This is a genomic window from Shewanella sp. 11B5 (genome assembly GCF_002836795.1).
GTDB lineage: Bacteria > Pseudomonadota > Gammaproteobacteria > Enterobacterales > Shewanellaceae > Shewanella > Shewanella frigidimarina.
Map to the genome: position 1 here is coordinate 1 of NZ_PJAP01000616.1, position 3,684 is coordinate 3,684.

Genomic DNA, 3,684 nt, shown 5'->3' on the forward strand with positions numbered 1-3,684 from the left:
GGCAGAGAATTTAGACCAACTAGCTCAAGAACTGGATCAGCAGTTTATTACCACCGTAAAAGAAACACTCAATGCAACAACGACTTCTGCAAGAGTCCAATTATGGGTAAGTATTAGTATAGGATTGTTTATCGTAATTATTATGATGGTGTTGTATCAACATATTTTGACACTGTTAAAAAAACTTGATGACTCAATGCGCAATTTGGCCTCTGGTGCCAAGGATTTAACGTCAAGATTAGACTATTTCGGTAATAATGAAATAGCCAAAGTAGCCTCCAGTTTCAATGCATTTGTTGGTAATATTGGCGAGTTAATTACTGACTTTAATCAGAATAGCCAACAATTAGGTACAGCAAGCAATCAGTTAGCTTTGGCCAGTAACAAAACCTTAAATGGTATGCAACGGCGACAAAGTGAAACTGAGCAAGTTGCTACCGCAATGAATCAAATGCAAGCAACCGTCATTGAAGTTGCCAATAATGCAGAGTTAGTGGCTCAAGCAGCTCAAGAATCTGATATCCATGCACTCCATGGTGACAATATTGTTAAAAACACCATGACTTTATTCGATCACCTTGCTAGAGGGATTGAGCAAGGCGCTATATCAATTGCAAAAAGATGCCGATCAAATAGGCACAATCTTAGAAGTCATTCGAGGAATTGCAGACCAAAGCAACTTACTGGCTCTGAATGCTGCAATTGAAGCTGCGCGTGCAGGAGAGCAAGGGCGTGGTTTTGCAGTTGTCGCTGATGAAGTACAAACTCAAGATTCAACGAACCAAATTCAACAAATGATCGGCCAATTAGAATCAGCCGTAAAAGGAGCTGTGGCAGTAATGGCAACGAGTCGTGAGTAAGCTATAAACAGTACAGTGCAAGCTGGTGATGTACTAACAAAAATTACTCAGTCTGTGGCGACAATCGCCAATATTTCCACACAAATAGTGACTGCAGCAGAAGAACAAACGGCAGTGAGCGATGAAATAAATCGAAACATTGTTAATATTAGTGATGAAACACGTTTTACCGTGACCAATGCCCAGCAATCAAATACTGCCAGTATCCAAGTCGGTCAGTTATCACAACAGTAACGAGCTCAAATTGGTCAATTCAAGATAAATTAGCTGACATTGTATTGTCATTTTAAATAACATTTTCGGCCAGTTTTTCATATTTTAATTGATAAACTGGCCATCTATTTACCTTAAACTACACTTTTTCAGTCGGTTAACTATTTACAATGATCAGGTCGCGTAAATGTTTTACGTCATCACGCACTGCGGCAGCTTGCTCAAACTCTAGGTTTTTAGCATGTTCATGCATTTGTTTTTCCAGTTTATCAATTTGATGACTCAAGTCGGCAATACTTGTGTATTTCGCGCGTTCTTCTGCCACTTCAGCAAATTTAGAGTGATTTTTACGGGTACCTTTACTGAAGTTAGTATCACCCACATCCATTACATCGGTAATACTTTTCACTACTCCACGAGGCACAATACCCAGTTTAAGGTTGTGTTGATGCTGTTTTTCACGGCGACGCTCAGTTTCTCCCATGGCTTTAGCCATTGAGTTTGTTATTCGGTCCGCATACAGAATGACTTTACCGTTAACGTTACGAGCAGCGCGGCCGATGGTCTGAATAAGTGAGCGCTCTGAACGTAAAAAGCCTTCTTTGTCGGCATCTAAAATACACACTAATGACACTTCAGGTAGATCTAAACCTTCACGTAATAAGTTAATGCCAATCAGTACGTCAAAACGCCCCAAGCGTAAATCACGAATAATTTCTACGCGCTCAACAGTATCAATATCCGAATGTAAATAACGAACTTTAACCCCATGTTCATCAAGGTATTCACTCAGATCTTCAGACATCCGTTTGGTTAATGTGGTTACCAGCACACGTTCATTAACCGCCACGCGTTTGTGGATCTCAGACAACAAATCGTCAACTTGAATGCCCACGGGCCGAACTTCCAGCACAGGATCGAGTAACCCAGTTGGCCTTACCACCTGCTCTGCTATCTCGCCGGTACTTTTTTCAAGCTCATATAAGCTGGGTGTTGCTGAAACAAAAATAGTTTGCGGCATCAACCGTTCAAACTCCTCAAACATTAACGGCCGGTTATCCAATGCTGATGGTAATCGAAACCCATACTCCACTAAGTTCATTTTCCGGCTTCTATCGCCTTTGTACATCGCCCCTATTTGCGGCACTGTCACATGTGACTCATCAATAATCAGCAAACCATCGGCAGGTAAGTAATCTAATAATGTTGGTGGCCCATCTCCAGAGGATCTGCCTGATAAATATCGAGAGTAGTTTTCAATCCCTGAGCAATATCCTAGCTCGACCATCATTTCAATGTCGTATTGAACGCGCTCGGTGATCCGTTGAGCTTCAATTAATTTGTTGTTATCGAGTAAATATTGACGACGTTCTCTGAGTTCTTCTTTGATCTCTTCAGTTGCCGCTAATATTTTCTCTCTTGGCGTTACATAATGCGTTTTGGGATAAATGGTGGCGCGTGCTATTCGTTTGTTAATCTGCCCGGTCAAAGGATCAAATTCACTTAAGCGTTCTATTTCGTCGTCAAATAATTCTATTCGAATAGCTTCGCGTTCAGATTCTGCCGGAAAAATGTCTATCACTTCACCGCGAACACGATATGTTCCGCGTTGTAACTCAATATCATTACGTTTGTATTGTAATTCACTAAGCCGAATGAGGATGTCACGTTGGCCCATAAAATCACCTTGGCGCAAATGCAATAACATCTTCATATAAGAATCTGGATCGCCCAAACCATATATGGCTGACACTGAGGCAATAAGCACCACATCTTTACGCTCTAATAGCGCTTTAGTGGCCGATAAACGCATTTGTTCGATATGGGCATTCACCGATGCATCTTTTTCTATAAAGGTATTAGAAGCGGGTACATAAGCTTCTGGTTGATAGTAATCATAATAAGAAACAAAGTATTCAACCGCGTTATGCGGAAAAAATTCTTTCATCTCACCATAAAGTTGCGCAGCAAGTGTTTTGTTGGGCGCCATAATGATAGTTGGCCTGCCCATTTGCTTAATCACATTCGCGATAGTGTAAGTTTTACCTGACCCTGTTACGCCTAATAACGTTTGGCTAGCAACGCCAGATTCTAAGCCATCTACTAATTTTTTTATCGCTGTAGGTTGATCGCCGGCGGGTTCGAATTTGGACTCAAGGGAAAATACTGACTCTGACACAACATGGTTTCCTATTCTATTGAACCATTTATCATATACCTAAATACAGGTTAATGGCGATACATAATAGCACTGAACATCTTCTGACCTAGCTTAAAATAATGACTCTATCGGTGAAAAAAACACATCACATTTTTTAATTTCGACCGGCTTTATTCAGATCAATATCCGTCACTTAGTTCATCAATATGACAACAAAATGATCGTAATATGAAAGTTATCAACAAATCGATTAGATCAGTATAAAAGGCCATGAATGCACTAAAAACCGAGCTTAAACCACAATTTAATACACAATCGGCTATCCAAAGAGATTACAATTTTGCATTTGAGAGAACAGTGAATAAATAAAGTAGTTGATTTTAGTATCTAACTGATAATAAACAACTTAACTTATCGCCTGGCTCTTATACAAATTTTCGAGCCCAAGAG

General features: G+C 40.1%; 4 protein-coding genes. 3 read left to right on the forward strand and 1 reads right to left on the reverse strand.

The annotated features are described in order from the left end of the window. From CXF78_RS21865 to CXF78_RS14245, 3 genes are all read left to right on the forward strand, one after another. A partial coding sequence (locus tag CXF78_RS21865) for a methyl-accepting chemotaxis protein (protein ID WP_145991456.1) occupies positions 1–706 on the forward strand: 706 nt, incomplete at its 5' end. Next, positions 612–860: a methyl-accepting chemotaxis protein gene (locus CXF78_RS22070; RefSeq protein WP_374702296.1), complete on the forward strand. Its 249-nt coding sequence runs from the start codon at positions 612–614 to the stop codon at positions 858–860. The genes CXF78_RS21865 and CXF78_RS22070, both read left to right, overlap by 95 nt. Before the next feature lie 15 nt (positions 861–875). Beyond that, positions 876–1,094: a hypothetical protein gene (locus CXF78_RS14245; protein ID WP_102037174.1), complete on the forward strand. Its 219-nt coding sequence runs from the start codon at positions 876–878 to the stop codon at positions 1,092–1,094. Between the two features lie 136 nt (positions 1,095–1,230). Here the strand turns inward: CXF78_RS14245 and uvrB are convergent, their stop codons facing one another. After that, positions 1,231–3,252: an excinuclease ABC subunit UvrB gene (uvrB, locus tag CXF78_RS14250; RefSeq protein ID WP_011637626.1), complete on the reverse strand. Its 2,022-nt coding sequence runs from the start codon at positions 3,250–3,252 to the stop codon at positions 1,231–1,233. Between the last annotated feature and the right edge of the window lie 432 nt (positions 3,253–3,684).